Source organism: Methanocaldococcus vulcanius M7 (assembly GCF_000024625.1).
GTDB lineage: Archaea > AGJL01 > Methanococci > Methanococcales > Methanocaldococcaceae > Methanocaldococcus > Methanocaldococcus vulcanius.
On the sequence record NC_013407.1, the window covers coordinates 99478 to 116627 of the forward strand.

Sequence of the window (17150 nt, forward strand, 5' to 3'; positions counted from 1 at the left end):
ATTTTTTGAAAGGTGGGTCCTTATGGGGGTAAAAGATATAATTGAATCTATAAAAAATAAACTATCTAATTTAAAATTAAAAAAAAACAAGTAGATACTGATGAACTTTCTATTGATGAAGAGGCCCTTGAAGATTTTGAGGATGTGGATAGATATGAGGAGCTTGAGAGAACTGTTAAGGACTTAATGGAAACAACAGAGGGGTTAATGGCTAAGGTTAGTGATATTGAGTCAAAATTACCAAGATTTGAGTCATCCTTAAATAATCTGAGAAAAGAAAATGAAATGTTAAGGATAGAACTCAATAAAATTAATGAGAACTTACAGGATATAATGGCTCTTTATGAAGTGGTTTCAAATCAGATAAACCCGTTCATTGGGGTCTCAAAAATAACAGCAACAAGTTTGGAAAAACTTGAAAGATTGGAAACAAGTTATAAACGACTTAAAAAAACAGTTGAAGAGCTAACAAACGATTTGATAATACTTGGATCACTTTATCTATCACAACTTGACATCGATCTCAATGAGATAATTGAAGATGTATTGGAGGAAGAGATTATAAAGTCAGTGTCCGGGGAGGATACCCATGATACAAAAAACAATGAATGAGATGTCATCACTGTCTATACTTTCTGATGAAGAAATATTAACTGAAGATGAAATTGAAGAATATCTGGAAAATTTAAAGTCCAAACTGCCGTCCTTTGTTATAATCCTCTTAAAGAATAATCTAAGAGGAAAAAGAGTTACTAAACGTCAGTTGGATAAAATTATAGAGAGAATTAGCGAGGTCTTATCTAAGGGGAGGGGCGACAAAACGGAGGAACTTAATAAAAAGCTTCATACACTTGAACAAAAACTTGACACTATTATGAAGCTTACTACAATGGCAGCATCAACCAAACTTTCAGAAGAATTAGAAAAAGAAAAACCTCCTAATATAACAATAGAAAACACGGAAGAAAAAGAAGATCATAAACAGAAAGGTATCGATACTTTGAAAAAGGAAAATGTAGAAGATATAAAATTTGAAGAAGATAAAGATAAAGAAGACAACAAAAAAATTGAAGAGGAACGTGAAAATGTAGGAGGGGTTAAGAGTGAGGAATCTCCAGAGGAGGGAAGTATTATGAAACCTGTTGAAGAAGAAACCCAGTATCGGTTAAGTGATATTCCTGAAGATGCTGTTTCCATGACATTGGTGTTTAAATGGCTGGAATTTTTGGTTAGTAGGGTTGGAGTGTCTAATCTTCCAGACATACTGGACTACTACAATAAAATTGGATGGATTTCAAATAAAGTAATACTAAAAGTTTTGAGATTTGCCAAAAATATGAAAATTGCGTTTGATGATGAAGCTTTAAGGCCAAGAGATAAACTTTCTCCAAGTGATCATATTGTATCACTTCTGTATATTGAAAAACTTGCAGGTAGGCCAGTCGATCCTGAAGTGCTCGAAATGCTTGAAATCGAAATTAGAAGAATAAAAAAATGGGCATTAGAGTTGCAAATGCTTTAAAGTCCCTATATTACAATTAAGAAACAGAATAAAAGAATAAAGATTATAGAAAGATATATCAATTCAAAATTAACACAGTTAAAATTGACTAAAAAACTTATAAAGACCTTATAGTTAAGGGGGGAGGTGCTTAAAATGGATGCACTCGCTTCGACAATATTAGAAGTTCATAAACCTGCGAAATTAGATAACATTCCTGACGATCCTATTGCAGTAATTTTAGCTTTAAAATGGCTTGAATATCTATGTGAGAGAGTGGGACCTGAAAACGTCCCGGATGTTTTAGAGTTTTATTACATGCTCGGATGGTTAGGAGATAAAGCACTTGCAAAATTATTAAAGTTCTTAAAAGGAATAAAAGTTGATGAGGAAAATGTAGTAGAAGGTTCAGGAAAACTTAACATCACAGATCATATAATTTCACTACTGTTCATAGAAAGATTAAACGGAAAAAAGATCTCTCCAGAATTACTGGATAAGATAGAATGGGAACTTAGAAAAATAAAGAAGGGGGCTGAACAGTTCTATGGGATTTAGTTCAGTTGTGGGAACGACGGTTATGGTAGTTGCATTGCTCATATGTGGAGCTTACCTCTACACTACAATGGATAACTACTATGAGGATGTTAATCATGCTTACTCCGTATATTATGAACACATGCATAACAAATTAGATGAAAAACTAATAATAACAAACGTAATTGCTACTGCAACTCAGACCAATATAACGATCTATAATAACGGTTCAGTAGTGGTAGAGCCAGATAAATTTACAATACTGTTTGATGGAACAGTGGTTCCTGAAGAGAACATATCATACTACCCACAAAAAAAGTATCTTGTTCCGTTAGATAGTATTACAATAGTGGTTAATTGGACAAGACCATTTAGAATATGTGTTGTTTCAGATAATGGAAACAAATACTTCTACTCAGTTCCATAAACTTGGCGACCCCTGCATGATTTATTATAAAAAATAAAAAATGATGCTGGAATATTGAAATATTAAAATGATGTATTGTAGGATATTGGGATAGATATATGGCATAGATATTCATGTATTTGAGATATGAACTGGAAATCTTTACGAACGCTCCTCTATTAAAATTTATACAAATTTTAAAGATTTTAGAGGGCTTTGATTTAAGTTTTAGAGAAGGTGATGTGTTTTGGCATCAAGTGCAATGTCTGAGATAATTATGTTCGTTGCGGTATTGTTGATTGCTGCATTTGTAGCAGGGATCTTAACAACATCAACGTATAAAATTTCCCTAAATATCGATAAGAAAAGTGATGCATTATCTACAAAACTATCTCAGGACTTTGAGATCATAAACGATCCCGGAGAGATAATCAGAAATCCCTCCGCAGGGGTTATATACCTCTATATAAAAAACACTGGAAAAGATCCTATTGTCTTTACAAACACATCCTTTACAGTTATAGTGGACGGTAATATAGTGGGGATTAATAACACTTACGATTTGACAGATCCGGGAGATAATGTTCTCTCTCCGGGAGATGTGGGGGAGATAGTGGCAAAATATAATGAGACAGGATACCATAGAATAAGGGTTGTTTCTGAATCAGGAATATCTCGAACCATTAAAGGATATATTTCCTAATCTCATTGTAGGTGGGGGTTATGGAATTAGCAAAAATCGAACTTAGTAGAGATGATCTGGATAAAAGAATTGGGGGAGGTGTTCCACATGGGAGTTTGATAGTAATTGAGGGAGAGGAGAGTACAGGAAAATCGGTCTTGTGTCAAAGATTGGCTTATGGGTTTCTGCAAAATAGACATTCTGTAACTTATGTTTCTACCCAACTTACTACTTTGGAATTTATAAAGCAGATGAACTCTTTAAATTACACAATTAATAAGAAATTGTTGTCTGGGGCTTTGTTATACATTCCTGTTTATCCTCTGATTGCTGATAATAAAAAAAAGGATGGGTTTTTAAAAAAAGTTATGGAAACACGAGCTTTTTATGAGAAAGATGTTATTATCTTTGATTCTCTATCCGCATTGATAGCTAATGATGCGAGTGAAGTTAATGTTAATGATTTAATGGCTTTTTTTAAGAGAATAACTGCTTTAAAGAAGATTATAATTTGCACCATAAATCCAAAGGAGTTATCTGAGCCAACACTCACTATTATAAGGACTTCTGCGACTATGTTGATTAGAACAGAACTCTTTACGTTTGGGGGAGATCTGAAAAACTTGGCTAAAATATTGAAATATAATATGGCTCCGGGACCATATCAAAAGAACATTGTCTTCAGAGTAGAGCCAAAAATTGGAATCGCTGTTGAGATTGCTTCCGTTGCATAATTTGATCTTGGTGATAATATGAGTGAAGCGGAACTAAAAGAAGCAATGAATAGAAATCCGCATTTACGAAAATATATTGAGAACTTTAAAAGGGCATACATGCGACTTCCTGATTTTATGGCGGCACTATCCCGAGAATTAAAAGAACTTAAATATCCAAATATACTATATCCAATTGGAGATCCAATCTTCATTCACATCTTTGGAACTCCAGAGACAAGAACTAAATACATCGTTATAGAGCCAAAATTAGAAACACCCGAAGAAAAAATGAAATATAAAATTATATTAAATAGAATATTGGAATTAGCTCCCTACGAGGAGACACCAAAAAGCGTGGAAGAATTTGAAGAGGTCTTAACAAGATTATTCAATGCTTGCACGAGAGTTACTGAGGATACAAAAAATGAAGGATTTTTACAAAGAATCTTTAAATTTGCAGACAATAAAGTGAACATTACACCCGAAGAGAAAAATAAATTTTTATATCTATTAAAGAGGGACTTAATTGGATTGGGAAATTTAGAACCTATCGCAAGAGATCCATATTTAGAAGATATACACGTTATAGGCCCAAAAAACTGCCATATTGTTCATAAAATATTTGGAATGTTGCCAACGAACATAACTTGGGAAGATGAATTAGAACTTGCAGATTATTTAAAAAATATTGGAGAACGAATGGGAAGACCTGTTTCAGACGCTAACCCCATAGTTGACGGTGCACTACCAGACGGATCAAGGATCAACATTGTCTACTCAACAGATGTTTCTCCAAAAGGGCCATCATTTACTATAAGGAAATTTACAGATGTTCCAATAAGTGTAACTCAACTTATCAGCTGGGGAACCTTTTCAACACAGGTGGCAGCATACTTGTGGTTATGTTTAGAGTATGGTATGAGTATCTTCATCTGTGGAGAGACAGCATCAGGTAAAACAACAACATTAAACGCAATTCTTCCATTTATAAAGCCAGAATCGAAAATATTTTCATGTGAAGACACTCCAGAGGTCAAACCCCCACATCCTGTTTGGCAGCAATTGATTACAAGAGAAAGGGGGCCAGAAGAGAGTAGAGTTACATTGTTTGATCTGTTAAGGGCAGCACTGAGATCAAGACCTAACTATATTATTGTTGGAGAGATTAGGAGTGTTGAAGCAGCAGTTGCATTCCAAGCTATGCAGACAGGACACCCTGTTCTCTCAACATTCCACGCAGCTAATGTTAGAAAGATGATACAGAGATTAAATGGAGATCCAATCAACGTCCCTTTAACATTCATGGATAACTTAAACGTTGCTCTCTTCCAGCTGGCTGTCTATCAAAGAGGTAAGGTGTTAAGGAGGGTAGTTTCGATAGAAGAAATCGAGGGGTATTATAAAGAGGTTGATGGGGTTGTTACAAGGGCAGTTTTCCAATGGGAGCCAGATAAAGATAGACATGTGTTTACTGGAAGAAATAATAGTTATGTTTTGGAAGAGAAGATTGCAAAAGCAGCAGGTTATGAAGATCCAAGAGACATTTATAACGAGTTAGAGTTAAGAGCAAGAATTTTGGAGGAGATGATTGCAAGGGAAATTTTCGACTATTATCAAGTTAGGGATATTATATGGTCATTTTACGAAAAAGGTTTGGAGGGGCTTCCATTCCCGATCTGAGGTGGTTATTGTGGTATTTAATTTACTGCTTAGAATTGGTTTAAAACCAAGGGACTATTTCTTAAAAATTGTATTGCCTGCATTTATTGTGTCGATTTTATTAATGATAGTGGGATCTATCTTATTTAAAGGAATAGTTCTTTATATCTTCCTACTTCTACCCATTGTAATAATAGTTAGTGCGATCTGCTATCCCTACATAGTTTTGGATTCTCAGAAAAATAAGATAAATGAGCGACTGCATATTTTTATAACAAAATTTGGAACACTATCCATCACAGATTTAAACAGAAAAGATCTGTTAAAGATTCTCTCAGAAGAAAGGGAAGAACTTGGAGAGTTGGCAAAACAGGCAGAGAAGTTGTATGTTTTAACAGACAAGTGGGGAAGATCGTTAGCAGAAGCATGTAGATTTTTAGCTCAGAGAACACCAAGTAGTGAGTTTGCAGATTTTTTAGATAGATTGGCTTATGCATTAGATAGTGGAGAGGAACTTAAAGAATTTTTAATGAAAGAGCAAGATATTGTAATGGATGACTATGCTGCGTTTTATAAGAGGATGCTATATTCTCTTGATCTATATAAAGAGTTATATGTCAGTGCAATGACTTCTGTTGCGTTTTTCTTAGCGTTTTCCATATTGGTGCCATTCTTACTACCTTTCAACTTCGTATTTATGGCAACAATAGCATTGTTTGCATTTTTTGCAATAGAAATTTTGATAGTTATTGTTATAAGAAATCGATTGCCTTTTGATAGATTATGGCATACTGGTAAAAATCCAACTGAAACCGATAAAAAACTGAAAAAATGGACGATAATCTCTTTTATTCTTACAGCAATTTTACTGGCCTTTTTACTTGTAGCTAAGTATGTTTTAAGTATATCTCCATTTGCAGATATTCCCTATATGATACTAATAGCCATAGGTTTCAGTCCTCTCGCCATTGGAGGATTGATTTCATTAAGAGAAGAAGAGAGAGTTAAAAGAAAGGAATTTGTATTTCCAGAGTTTTTAAGATCTCTTGGGGACTCTGTCAGTGCCAAAGGGGGAGGAATGGTTAGTTCGTTGGAATATTTATCAAATCATGATTTTGGTCCACTAACTAATGATATTAAACGACTCTATAAAAGATTAGCATTGGGGATAGATTCAAATAAATCTTGGAGATTTTTTGGATTTGATTCTTGTAGTTATCTGATACAGTTATTCTCAGATATATTTTCAAGATGCATATACTTTGGAGGAGATCCAAAAACAGCAGCTGAGATCATTAGTAAAAACTTTCGTAAGATAGTTCAACTAAGAAAATCAAAATATCAAAATATACAACAATTTGTTGGTGTGGTTTATGGCCTTGGAGGGGGTTTAAGTTTGGCATTATTTGCTTCACTTGGAGTTGCTAAGATGATAAACGATCTCTACTCTTCTTTAAATATTCCAGAGACAGTTATACACATCTTGAATATTGCTCCAATCACAAACGTGGATGTTGTGGAATATATTATCTTTGGATCGCTGATTGTTTATTCTGCAATTTCAGCTGTCTTAATAAAAATTATGGATGGGGGACATAAGTTTGTTTCCTTGTTTCACTTTGTAGTTATACTGTGGATCTGCTCAATAGTTGCATATGCAACAAAACTTCTCGTATCCCAGATACTTGGGCTTTCAGTTCCTTTATACTAAAAATTATTTCAAAATTAGAATCAAGTAAAAGGGGTTAAACAATGGAGATAAACTATTTAATCGGATTAGTGGGGCTTATAATTGCATCAATCTGCGATCTGAAAGATAGAGAGATTAATGATTGTATCTGGATCTTTATAACAATCTTCGGTTTTTTGTATTGGGGGTATTTTTCCTTTTTAATGCATAATTTTATCTATATTGGTTATTCAGTAGTAGGTTTTTTAATATGTTTTGCAATAGGATATATAATGTTTTTATTTGGTGTAGGAGGAGGAGATGGAAAGCTTTTGATGGGATTGGGAGCTTTAATCCCTAAATATAAAATGCCAATATTTACACCATTTGGGAATTTGTTAAATATCTCCCTTATTCCATCTTTTCCATTAATGGTTTTGATAAATGCGATATTCTTATCAATATTTTTACCAATAATCATATTTCTAAAAAATGTAGCAAAGGGTGTTAAACCAGAAACAAAAAAAGAATTTATATGCATGTTTATTGGAGAGAAAATGAAAGTTGCTACTGCAAAAGAAAAGGAGCGGTTAATTATGGGAACTCAAGATAATATAAACTTTCTACCCAGTGCAGAAGATGCATGCAATTTTTTAAAGTTTGATGATAATGAAGAGGTCTGGGCAACGCCTGCAATACCTTTTGCAATTCCTCTTCTCGTCTCTTATATTTTAACACCATATATTGGTGATAAAATTATATATATGTTTCTATCGATGTTAGGATTATCTCTTTAAAAAAGCGTTTCGATAACTGTTGAAATTATTTCGGGCTGAATATTTTATATAATGAGAAAATAAACCTTAATTATTGATCATAATCTTTAAAATAGATGTGGGTATAAAAGATCATAATTGGGTCTTACTGCCATCACAAATCCAAAATTACAAATCATAACAACAACTTATAATCAGGGGGGAGGGTTTTAATGAAAAAGATCACAATAATTATCTTAATGATGATGCTATCCATAGCAGTTGGGGAGGGCGTTAGTGTATACAAAATATGGTCTCCATATGATAGCCCAAACTCTCCAATCATGCACGTTGATTTAAGTGAACAAGTTCTCTACATCGGAATTGTAAATAAAGACAGTTATGAACATGATGTTATTGTAGAAGCGAATTGTGATGGAAAAACATGGAAAACGGGAGTAATATCTCTACCACCCAATAGCCATATAGAGAAGATAGTAGAAGTTAGAGTTCCAATAAGTGATGATAAAGAACATGACGTAAAAATATCATTAATAGAAAATGGAAAAACAATCGCCTCAACAACAGTTAAAGTTAGGCAGTATTTTCCAATAGATGTGAAAAATATAACATGCGAAACATCCTACAAAACAGGAGATTCAGAAGTATGTTATTCAAACTGGTTTGATATAACTTTAAAAAGCAATCCAACAGCAAAAAGCGATTATATTGCCAACGTTTGGATAGTTGCAAAAGATGGAAATAACATTTTATACGATGGAAAAAACGATAACAAGACAGTTTATATTCCATTAGGGGGAGAAGTAAAGATTCCATTTAAAATTCCAAAGATCGTTTTAGATAAAGATCGATTTACGATAGAGACCCACGTTGAAGTGATGAACGTTAGTCATTCCGTTGAGGGGATTGAAGAAACAACACAAAAACGAGATAATAATGGAGAGATCTATTACGAATACAAGAGTAGCCCAAAATACTACTATCTTCCAGTCATCGTAAAGAACGTCGAACTCTACAATAAAATCGATGAAAATACATCAAAAATGATAAGGGACTTTTATAGATCTGCTCAAATAGAAGATGAAGACATAGAAACTGCACTTTCAGACCCATATTTTCAAAAAACTACATCTTTCCCAAGATATTACGTAAAAGATGATCCGATTTTGGCAGTTTTAAAAATAACACTTGAAAACAAATACAACAGAGATGTTAATGCAGATCTAACAGTGAAATATAAAAACACCACAATCAGACGAGTGGTTGGGATAGATAAAGAGGATGAAAAAGTTATATACCTCCCAATATACGTGAAAAAAGGATCCTATCCTATAAACGTTAGTGTTTACCCATCCGACTTAACAACATTGGAGTTTAACAAAATCTATACCGTGAATGTTGATCCTCAGCCGATCTCTCCGATAACTGTTAAAAAAATAATTCTTCCAAAAGATAAAAACATTGAAAGTTTAAATAAACTTGGAGGATGTGTGATAATTGGAAAAACTTATAACATGACCATATGTCTTAAAAATATTTACAACAAAACACTCCTTGGAGAGGTTATATTAAGCGATAAATTCGGAAAAGGAGTGGTAAACTATACAAGAAAAGTTTCATTTACTGCACCACCTCACAAGATCGTCAATATAACCCTCCCAATAACCTTCCACAAAGAGGTAAATGGAGATATAAAAATTGAAGTAAAATCTAATAATGCAGTTAAGGATTATATAACCTCAGTCCACTTTTATGCAGTGTCTCCGATAAGCATTGTTCGAGTTTACTATAATAACACACTCCTTCTTGGAAGAGTAAATATAATAAATGGAAGTGGAGGGGTTTATACAAACAAACCCGTAGCTGGATTTAACAACACTTGCATTGTGATCTTAAGAAATGATTTAAATTCAAATATAACATGTCAAGTTTGGGTAGAGGTTATAGATAAACATGGAAAAGTTAGGGCTAAAAGTTGTGTTAAGACCATAACATTAAAAAAAGATTCTGAAGGGGAGGTATCATTTCCGATATTCTTTAATGAGGGGTTTGAAGGATATACCATAGTCCACGTTATCCCTTCATACGATCAACATATCGATCTTCTATACACAGAAGGTTACGGAATTCATCCCGTAGAAATTCCTCAGTATTATGAAGTAGGAAGATACTCAGCAGTAGATATTTTAGGAAATGAAATTCCAACAGGCACACATGTAGTTACTGAGGTAATCGCTCCAATAACAATAACTCATTTAACTTATGATAAGGAGAGAAGTGCAATTTTAGCAGAACTTAAAAATGAGAAATTTCCGGTTAATTTGACTGTTTATTATTGGATAATTACTAAAAATAGGAGTAGCCCAATGTATTGCGTAAATTTATATCCAAAAAGCGGTAAAGAAGTTTCGATTCCAATAAATTTGAGTAGTGGAGAGTATAATATAACCCTCTATGCAAAGGTTGATAACTTTGCCCTATACAACAACACACCGATCCCAGTAGTATTAAAAAAGTCAATTGTTGTGAATATAAGTTCTAAAAATATAAATAAAAATAATGAAAATAACACTAAAATAGGAACTACTAAGAGGACTGTGGAGGTAAAAAGTGTAAAACTTGAGAATAATATTAACGAAAAACAAACCAAAAAGGAAGAAAAAAATAACACAATCCTCGAAAAACCAAATACTGAAAGTAAAAAAGAGGGATCAATATTTGACACGATAGGGGATTTCTTTAAAGGAATTGTATCAATAATTACGGGGTTTTTCTAAATTATCATAAAATTAGTCCCTAAATGGGGGGAGGGATTATCATGAGTTTAGCATTTATAGATCCAATGATCATTCGATCGTTAAATAAAAGCAAACTGAGAAAAAAGATTCTCTATCTTCTCTATAAAATGTATCCCCACGGGATCTACCTATCGGAGATCTCGAGAAGGGTAAAATCAGATCCAAGTAACGTTCTCGGATGTTTAAAAGGGATGAACGGGAGATACAATGGGCACTTTTCACTTATAGAACTTGGATTAGTAGAATGTGTTGAAAAAGGGGGAATAAAAATATATAAACTAACAGATTATGGAAAGAAAATTGTCGAAATATTAAAAGATCAAGATAGTGATTTCATCGACTCATTAAGGTGGTAATATGAAGTTTGATTCAACAAACATAGATGTTATTGGGGGAGGGGCGTTTGATATTGGAGATAATGACTCAAAAGTGTTAGAAGAGATAATAAGTGAAGTTATAAACGAGATCATTCCTTCAGAAATCAAATTAAAGAAAAAAATTGAAATGATAGATAATACGATAGAGTATCTAAGTTATGATTTATTATCTAACTTTATAAAGCAAGGAGTAGAGTTTGGTATATTTCCAATCATTGCCAAATATTCTCCAAGAATAGAAGACATACCTGCCCTCGTTAGATACCCTAACAAAAAATTTATTTACGAATATATAAAAACAGCATTAAAGTTGAAGATACTAAAATACGAAGATGAAAAGGTTAAAATAAATGAAGAATTCGAGTTAAACATAAAAATGCCAAAATTTGACAAAATTATCAGCGACTATGTTATGAAATACAACTTTATAACTCACATATCAAGATACGCGTTAATAAGCTACAACCATCCAAAAATTGCAATAAGTTTCAAAAAAGATCCTGACATATGGGACATGATCCTCAGCAGTCCATACTACTCACTATGTAGAGAGATCGCTAACGACTGCTTAAAAATCGATAAAGGAAATTATCTCCTCGACGTTGGATGTGGTTCAAGATCACCAAAATACTTTTTAGAGAAAGTGTTTCCAAAAGGTTATTATATGGGAGTGGATATTTCAAAGGGATTATTACAGATAGCCGAGTGTAGAGTAAAAAAATCCTACTGCGATTCTTACGAGTTAAAAAATATGGATTTCTCAGATATAATTCCAAAAGAAAAATACGATTACGTTATTTGCTCCCATACATTAAAATATGCCCCATCTTTAAAACACTTTCTTGGTAAGATGATGTCGTCCATATACAAAGGAGGAAAGATATTTATAGCCGAGGAGTTCATCTTAGGAAAAAATAAAAACATATGTAAAGAGGTATTTGAATTTTATAACAAACTAAATAAAAGATTTAGAGGATATTATTCAGAAGAAGATGTAAAAAATGCATTAGAGTTATTAGGATATGACTTTAAAATAGAAGGTATCGGAAATGGCATCCTCGTTATAGAGAAATTATAAAAATAATTATCTCTTTTTTATTCTATCACTTTTATTCCACATTGACATTAAAAACTCCCTTGCATAGCATTTATTACACTCAATCTTCGGTAATTTTATCTCCTCACTTACATTACCAACGTAAAAGAAACCCTCTAATGTAGGACATGGATAAATATCCCCATATTCATTGACAAATAACATATCTCCAAAATTTAAATAGCAGTATCCTCTATTAGGTCTTTTTTGTAGATTTTTTATAAATATAGGGTAGTTTTTTAATTCATCTAATATTTTTTTAAATTCTCCAAGATTTGGTAATAATTTTAAGTGATCCTCTTTTTTTGGTTTTAATAGATCGAAACTTACGCTTCTTACACCAACCGCTAATAAATATTCAACAAAATCCTTCAAATAAGGTAAATTATAGGATGTAATTACAGACGTGATTCCAAATTTTATATTATAAGAGTTTAACAAATATATCCCCTTTAAAGTATCTAAGGTTGAAGATTTTCCATCTTTATAAGGCCTTAAATGATCATTTACCTCTAAACCGTCAATGCTTACTCCAACATTTAAATTTAGATCTTTAATCCTTTCAACCAACTTTTTATCCAAAAGTGTTGCATTGGTTTGTATTGCATATGTTATTGTTTTGTTGGGATATGTTTTATTGCAATATTTAACTACCTTCTCTATAAGTTTAAAATTTAATAACGGCTCCCCTCCTGTGAACTGTATTTTTAACTTATCATCTAAATTTAAAAGATAATCAATACTTCTTTTGGCTGTTTTAAAATCCATATCTTTATCATTTTTGTTATTTGCATAGCAGTAAATACAGTTTAAATTACACCTATTGGTTATTTTTAATATTAAATACTTCATAAAATCCCCATGATCTTGCTGTTATCTTTTATTATTTATTCTAAACGTTTTTATTTAGTTATTGCGATCACGTAAATAAAAATAAAAAGCAAGATTTTTATACTTTGGAAATAAAGTTATTATTCATAAAGGTATGTTAAAATAAACTAAAATTAAGTTAAATAATATCAAATACACTGCCCATTTAAATAAATATTTTTCCCCATGCTAATTTTACATATATTCTAATACTTATTATAATAAATCTATGATAATATCATGAGGCAACAACGTACTAAAATTCAATTATTTAAATTAACCGTTTAAGGATTACCGATAATAAACTCTTGAATATATATCTGATGGTGATAAAATGGTAAAGATTGGCTTTGTTTCAACAATAGACAATGATGATTTGGTCTTTGAGGAGGCATATAAAGAAGTTAAAAAATATGGAATAGAATTTAAAATATTGGATTATAAATGCTCTAAAAAGGAGTTTGAGGAGTTTTTAAAATATATTAAAGATGCAAATATTGTCTTCACAAAACTCATGGGAGGAAAGGATGCATTTAAATATTATGATGAGTTGGCAAAATTTTGTAAAGAACATGATATTCCCTTCCTACCTCTTCCAACATTAAACGAATTTCATCCAGATTTAGAGAAAGATAGAACAGTAGAGGATAATATAAAAGAAAAAGTCGTAAAATATTTGGGATATGAGGGAGTTTATAATTATAAAAACCTCCTTATATATTTGGCAAATAAATTTGGAAACTTAGATGTAAGTTATGAAGAACCAAAGCCAATGCCATGGCAAGGAATTTATTACAGAGGAAGATACTTTGAAACTCTCGAAGATTACCTTAAATATTTAAAAAAATTAAATAAAGATTTAAACAAACCAATAATAGGGATTTTATTTTATAGAAACTGGTTTATAGCAAATAATATTGACTATATAAACGATTTAATTGATATGATTGAAAAAAAAGGAGCAATTCCAATAGCTGTTTTTTGCTCTCATCTAAAAAATGAACTTGGTTCAATAGGAACAGTTGAAACATTTAAAAGATTTTTTTATAAAGATGGAAAACCAATCATATCTGCTTTAATAAACACCACAATGTTTACTTTAACAATGGGGACAAAACCAGAACTCTTAAAAGATGAACCTGAGTTTTTAAAACATCTAAATACACCACTTCTTCAGGGAATCATTTCCACAGGATTTATAGAAGAGTGGAAAAACTCAATTGCTGGCTTAAATCCAATTGATTTAATTATCGGAATGGCAATGCCAGAGTTTGATGGGGCTATAATTCACTTTCCAATAGGAGGAAAGGAAAAGGTTAAGGATGGAGAAATAGGCGTTCCAATAATTAAGTATAGAGCAATAAAGGATAGGGCTGAAAAGATCGTCGATTTGTCTATAAAATATGCTAACTTAAAGCTTAAAGAAAATAAAGACAAAAAAATAGCCATAATTTTCCACAACTATCCACCAAGAAACGATAAGATAGCGAGTGCATTTGGTTTGGATAGCCCAGAAAGTGTTATCAACATTTTAAAAGAGATGAAAAAAAGGGGATTTATAGTTGATGAAATCCCAAAGAATGGGACTGAATTAATAAAGAAGATGTTAAATTACGCTACGAACGATAAAAGATTTTTAACAGAAGAGATGATCAAAAAGGCAGTTGGGAAGATAAAAAAAGAGGATTATGAGAAGTGGTTTAACTCTCTGCCCGAAAAAGTTAAAAAAAAGCTGATAAAAAACTGGGGAGAAATTCCAGGAGAGGTTATGAACTTTGATAATAACTTGATCATTCCCGGAATAATCAATGGGAATATATTCATCTCAGTTCAGCCACCAAGGGGCTTCGGAGAAAATCCCTCAGCAATTTATCACTCTCCAGATCTTCCTCCAACTCATTATTACATTGCCTTTTATAAATGGATTAAGGAGGTTTTCAAAGCAGATGTAGTTATGCATATAGGAAAGCATGGAAACTTAGAATGGCTTCCCGGAAAGTGTGTTGGTTTATCTAATGAATGCTATCCAGATGTATGTATGGAATTGCCGAATATCTATCCCTACATAGTAAATAATCCAGGAGAGGGGACACAGGCAAAGAGGAGAAGTTATGCAACAATTATAAGCCATTTAATCCCACCAATGACAACATCCGATCTTTATGGAGAACTTGCAGAATTGGAGAAGGAGATAGATGACTACTATGAAACAGACAACAAGGAAAAGAAAGAGTTTCTAAAAAATGAGATAATTAAAAAAATTAAGGACTTAAAATTAGATGAAGACCTGTTAGATGGAAAAACAGTTGATGAAGGGATAACAAAAGACAACTTTGAAAAACTTCTGAATAAAATTCATGACTACTTAGAAACGTTAAAAAATAGGCAGATAAATGAAGGACTGCATATAATGGGCGTTTCTTTGGAAGGAGAGAAGTTGATAAATATGATTTTTATGATAATAAGATACCAATTTGAATATTTGGAAAACTTGGCTAATGCATTAAACTACAACTGGAAAGAATTAAACGAAGACAAAGGCAAAAACCATAAGATAATAGACGAAATTTATAAAATCGGGTTAGAATTATTGAAGGAGTATATGGAACACAACTTTGATGAGAAAGAAATCAACAACCTAAAAACCATCGATTTAACAAAAAATGAAAAATTGAAAGAAATTTTAAAAATTGTCTCAACAATCTATAAAAATCTTATGAGAGTTGATGAGGAAATAATAAATGCAGTTAATGCCTTAGAGGGCTCTTACATTCCTCCAAGAGTTGCAGGAGCTCCAACTAAGGATATAAATTGCCTTCCAACTGGAAGAAATTTTTACTCGTGTAATCCACAAGAGATTCCAACGAAATCTGCCTATGAGATGGGTAAAAAATTGGCTGAGGACTTAATTAGCAAATATCTAAAAGAAGAAGGGAAATATCCTGAATATATAGGCGTTATCGTCTGGGGATCTCCAACTATGAGAACAAAAGGAGATGATATAGGAGAGATTTTGTATTTATTGGGAGTTAAGCCAGTTTGGAATAAGATGGGAAGAGTGGTTGGTTTAGAAGTTATTCCATTGGAAGAGTTAGGGAGACCAAGGATCGATGTAACTTTGAGAATCTCCGGGCTATTTAGAGACACTTTTCCAAACGTTGTTGAACTTATAGATGAAGCAATAAGAATGGTTGCTAATTTAGATGAGCCAGACGAGATGAATTATATAAAAAAGCACTATAAAAAAGAAATAGAAGAAAAAATAAAAAATGGAATAGATGAAGAAACAGCTAAAAGAACCTCTCTATATAGAATATTCAGCGACAAACCGGGCTGTTATGGAGCTGGTGTTTCTCATTTAATAGATGAGAAGAATTGGAAATCAATAGAGGACTTTGCAAAGGTTTATGTTGAGTGGGGGGGCTATGCCTATGGAAAGGGCTATTATGGAGTTGAAGCAAAAGAAGAGTTTATAAATCGTCTATCAAAGATTGAATTAACGGTTAAAAATGAAGATAGCCAAGAATGGGATATATTTGAGGGAGATGACTTTAACAGTTATCATGGTGGTTTAATTGCCTCTGTAACCTATTACTCTGGCAAAAAACCAGTAAGTTATGTAGGGGATACATCAAATCCAAATGATATAAGAACAAAACATCTAAAAGAAGAAGGAAAAGAAATATTTAGAACAAAAATCATGAATCCAAAATGGATCGAGGGATTAAAAAAACATGGATATAAAGGAGCCGCTGACTTTTCAAAGTATGTTGATCATATGTTTGCATGGGATGCAACCTCTGGCATAATAGATGATTGGATGTATGAGAAGATTGCTGAGAAGTATGTGTTTGATAAAGATATGGAAGAGTTTTTTAAAGAAAATAATCCTTATGCTCTGCTAAATATAACTGAAAGGTTGTTGGAGGCAATAGAGAGAGGAATGTGGAAGGCAGATGAAGAGATGAAAGAGAAGCTGAGAAAGAAGTATTTAGAGATAGAGGGAATGATTGAAGAAAAACTATAAGTTTTTTATATTTTTATTTTGTCAAATAACATTAGT

General features: G+C 32.4%; 14 protein-coding genes. 13 read left to right on the forward strand and 1 reads right to left on the reverse strand.

Annotated elements, in window-relative coordinates:
• Positions 1–186: 186 nt before the first annotated feature.
• From METVU_RS00460 to METVU_RS00515, 12 genes are all read left to right on the forward strand, one after another.
• On the forward strand, positions 187–612 hold the full coding sequence (locus METVU_RS00460) for a flagella accessory protein C (RefSeq protein WP_048196969.1): 426 nt from the start codon (positions 187–189) through the stop codon (positions 610–612).
• The gene (locus METVU_RS00465; RefSeq protein WP_012819511.1) at positions 590–1522 is read left to right on the forward strand and encodes a FlaD/FlaE family flagellar protein; all 933 of its coding nucleotides are present in this window, start codon (positions 590–592) and stop codon (positions 1520–1522) included. The genes METVU_RS00460 and METVU_RS00465 overlap by 23 nt, the downstream gene beginning before the upstream one ends.
• A 135-nt stretch (positions 1523–1657) precedes the next feature.
• The gene (locus METVU_RS00470; RefSeq protein ID WP_012819512.1) at positions 1658–2059 is read left to right on the forward strand and encodes a FlaD/FlaE family flagellar protein; all 402 of its coding nucleotides are present in this window, start codon (positions 1658–1660) and stop codon (positions 2057–2059) included.
• Positions 2049–2465 carry a flagellar protein F gene (locus METVU_RS00475; protein ID WP_012819513.1) on the forward strand — a complete coding sequence of 139 codons (417 nt, stop codon included), beginning with the start codon at positions 2049–2051 and terminating at the stop codon, positions 2463–2465. Before METVU_RS00470 ends, METVU_RS00475 begins: the two co-directional genes overlap by 11 nt.
• Before the next feature lie 226 nt (positions 2466–2691).
• Complete coding sequence (locus METVU_RS00480) at positions 2692–3147, forward strand: flagellar protein G (protein WP_048196645.1); 456 nt, start codon at positions 2692–2694, stop codon at positions 3145–3147.
• A gap of 20 nt (positions 3148–3167) precedes the next feature.
• Positions 3168–3860 carry an ATPase domain-containing protein gene (locus METVU_RS00485; protein ID WP_012819515.1) on the forward strand — a complete coding sequence of 231 codons (693 nt, stop codon included), beginning with the start codon at positions 3168–3170 and terminating at the stop codon, positions 3858–3860.
• An 18-nt stretch (positions 3861–3878) separates the two neighbouring features.
• Positions 3879–5522 carry a type II/IV secretion system ATPase subunit gene (locus tag METVU_RS00490; protein ID WP_012819516.1) on the forward strand — a complete coding sequence of 548 codons (1644 nt, stop codon included), beginning with the start codon at positions 3879–3881 and terminating at the stop codon, positions 5520–5522.
• A 10-nt stretch (positions 5523–5532) separates the two neighbouring features.
• Positions 5533–7212 carry an archaellar assembly protein FlaJ gene (gene flaJ / locus METVU_RS00495; protein WP_012819517.1) on the forward strand — a complete coding sequence of 560 codons (1680 nt, stop codon included), beginning with the start codon at positions 5533–5535 and terminating at the stop codon, positions 7210–7212.
• Between the two features lie 41 nt (positions 7213–7253).
• Positions 7254–7967: a preflagellin peptidase FlaK gene (flaK, locus tag METVU_RS00500; protein WP_012819518.1), complete on the forward strand. Its 714-nt coding sequence runs from the start codon at positions 7254–7256 to the stop codon at positions 7965–7967.
• A 191-nt stretch (positions 7968–8158) separates the two neighbouring features.
• Positions 8159–10723 (forward strand): hypothetical protein, encoded by a 2565-nt coding sequence (locus METVU_RS00505; RefSeq protein WP_012819519.1) that lies wholly within the window; start codon positions 8159–8161, stop codon positions 10721–10723.
• 41 nt (positions 10724–10764) lie between these two features.
• Entirely contained in the window at positions 10765–11100 is a 336-nt protein-coding gene (locus METVU_RS00510; protein ID WP_012819520.1) for a helix-turn-helix domain-containing protein, read from the forward strand.
• A 1-nt stretch (position 11101) separates the two neighbouring features.
• The gene (locus METVU_RS00515) at positions 11102–12199 is read left to right on the forward strand and encodes a methyltransferase domain-containing protein (protein WP_012819521.1); all 1098 of its coding nucleotides are present in this window, start codon (positions 11102–11104) and stop codon (positions 12197–12199) included.
• A gap of 6 nt (positions 12200–12205) precedes the next feature.
• Here METVU_RS00515 and METVU_RS00520 read toward each other — a convergent pair whose 3' ends face one another.
• Complete coding sequence (locus METVU_RS00520; protein WP_012819522.1) at positions 12206–13069, reverse strand: radical SAM protein; 864 nt, start codon at positions 13067–13069, stop codon at positions 12206–12208.
• A 352-nt stretch (positions 13070–13421) separates the two neighbouring features.
• Here METVU_RS00520 and cobN point away from each other — a divergent pair, with 352 nt between their 5' ends.
• Complete coding sequence (cobN, locus tag METVU_RS00525; RefSeq protein WP_012819523.1) at positions 13422–17114, forward strand: cobaltochelatase subunit CobN; 3693 nt, start codon at positions 13422–13424, stop codon at positions 17112–17114.
• The last annotated feature ends 36 nt before the right edge of the window (positions 17115–17150 follow it).

Excerpts from the sequence above, each read along its gene's own strand:
- METVU_RS00460 (WP_048196969.1), top strand. The coding sequence starts at position 187 with ATGGAAACAACAGAGGGGTTAATGGCTAAGGTTAGTGATATTGAGTCA.
- METVU_RS00465 (WP_012819511.1), top strand. The coding sequence starts at position 590 with ATGATACAAAAAACAATGAATGAGATGTCATCACTGTCTATACTTTCT.
- METVU_RS00470 (WP_012819512.1), top strand. The coding sequence starts at position 1,658 with ATGGATGCACTCGCTTCGACAATATTAGAAGTTCATAAACCTGCGAAA.
- METVU_RS00475 (WP_012819513.1), top strand. The coding sequence starts at position 2,049 with ATGGGATTTAGTTCAGTTGTGGGAACGACGGTTATGGTAGTTGCATTG.
- METVU_RS00485 (WP_012819515.1), top strand. The coding sequence starts at position 3,168 with ATGGAATTAGCAAAAATCGAACTTAGTAGAGATGATCTGGATAAAAGA.
- METVU_RS00490 (WP_012819516.1), top strand. The coding sequence starts at position 3,879 with ATGAGTGAAGCGGAACTAAAAGAAGCAATGAATAGAAATCCGCATTTA.
- flaK (WP_012819518.1), top strand. The coding sequence starts at position 7,254 with ATGGAGATAAACTATTTAATCGGATTAGTGGGGCTTATAATTGCATCA.
- METVU_RS00505 (WP_012819519.1), top strand. The coding sequence starts at position 8,159 with ATGAAAAAGATCACAATAATTATCTTAATGATGATGCTATCCATAGCA.
- METVU_RS00510 (WP_012819520.1), top strand. The coding sequence starts at position 10,765 with ATGAGTTTAGCATTTATAGATCCAATGATCATTCGATCGTTAAATAAA.
- METVU_RS00515 (WP_012819521.1), top strand. The coding sequence starts at position 11,102 with ATGAAGTTTGATTCAACAAACATAGATGTTATTGGGGGAGGGGCGTTT.
- METVU_RS00520 (WP_012819522.1), bottom strand. The coding sequence starts at position 13,069 with ATGAAGTATTTAATATTAAAAATAACCAATAGGTGTAATTTAAACTGT.
- cobN (WP_012819523.1), top strand. The coding sequence starts at position 13,422 with ATGGTAAAGATTGGCTTTGTTTCAACAATAGACAATGATGATTTGGTC.